The sequence below is a fragment of the Litorilituus lipolyticus genome (assembly GCF_006439335.1).
Classification (GTDB): domain Bacteria; phylum Pseudomonadota; class Gammaproteobacteria; order Enterobacterales; family Alteromonadaceae; genus Colwellia; species Colwellia lipolytica.
On record NZ_SAWY01000023.1, the window covers coordinates 1 to 1,284 of the forward strand.

General features: G+C 40.6%; 1 protein-coding gene. It reads left to right on the forward strand.

The window, feature by feature from the left end:
* The first annotated feature begins 67 nt into the window (after positions 1-67).
* A protein-coding gene (locus EPA86_RS11550; protein WP_140603763.1) for an IS3 family transposase occupies positions 68-1,248 on the forward strand; the annotation gives its coding sequence in 2 pieces (ribosomal slippage) (positions 68-353 and positions 353-1,248; 1,182 coding nt in all).
* Positions 1,249-1,284 lie beyond the last annotated feature (36 nt).

A 1,284-nucleotide genomic window follows, 5' to 3' on the forward strand; every position in this document is an offset into this window, starting at 1 on the left:
TCAAGCGGGACTGTGATCCTCCCTCGATAAAACGGACACCAAAATCTAACTAAAGATGAGGTGTCTTATGCCAAAGTACAACAACCCTAGAAGAACTTGGAAGTATTCAAATGACTTCAAAGTTAACGCAGTTCAATTAAGTTATGTTGTTGGCGTTACAATCAAATCAGTCGCTGAAAAGCTCGACATACACCCGTTTATGCTGTCACGATGGCGAAAAGAGTATCGTGAAGGAATAATTGTGGCAGACAAACGAAAAAAAGTGGCTGGTCAATCAAAAGTCAAAAAAGCTCTAACAAAAGAGCAACAACTTGAGCGTGAAAACAAACAACTTAAGGAGGAGCTGTATATTCTAAAAAAGTGGCAACGGTTTCTTGCCGAGGAACATCAGGCCGATATCGATTCATCGAAAAACTCAGAGCCGAAATAAAGGTCGTTACTTTACTCAAATTTTTTGGCGTATCAAAAAGCGGTTACTACGATTGGCGTGAGCGTCAGCCAAGTGCAAGAGCGATAGAAGATGTTGAACTTAAAAAGAAAATCCAACAAATCTTCAATGAAAACAAAGGGCGTTATGGTAGCCCTCGTATTTTTAAGGCGCTAAGAAAACAAGGTTATTGTATTAGTAAAAGACGTGTAGAGCGGTTATATAAATCACTTAATTTGGTTGCGCGAGTGGTCAAAGTTACATACAGCTCTGCAGGGACAAAACGATTTTTGGCATCAGGAGAGAACCTACGCCCTGAAGGTGATGTGCCCAAGGAAAAAAACCAGGTGTGGGTTGCTGATGTGACTTACCTTAAAGTAAAAGGCGCCTGGCGATATTTATCAGTCATAATGGATTTATACTCACGACGCATTATTAGTTGGAGTCTAGATAAAAGCCGAACTGCTGAGGTAACAAAACGTACGTTAAGGAATGCCATTAAAAAACGTAAGCCCCAAGGTCAACTAATGCTTCATACCGACAGAGGTGTAGAGTATCGGGGTAACCTCTGCCAAAGAGTATTAAAGCGACGCGGCATAGCCCATAGCTTAAGCAGAGCGGGAAAATGTACTGATAATGCACACATGGAGTCATTTTTTCACTCCATGAAAGCAGAAGTTATCAGAGGTAATGTATTTAAAACAGATGAACAATTGCGCACAACGCTTGGCAGTTACATTAACAAATACTACAATGCCGTGAGGCTGCATTCAGGTATTAACTATTGTTCACCAATGGAATATGAAGCTATAGCAGCGTAAAAATAAATATGTCCGTTTTATCGGGGGTAGATCACT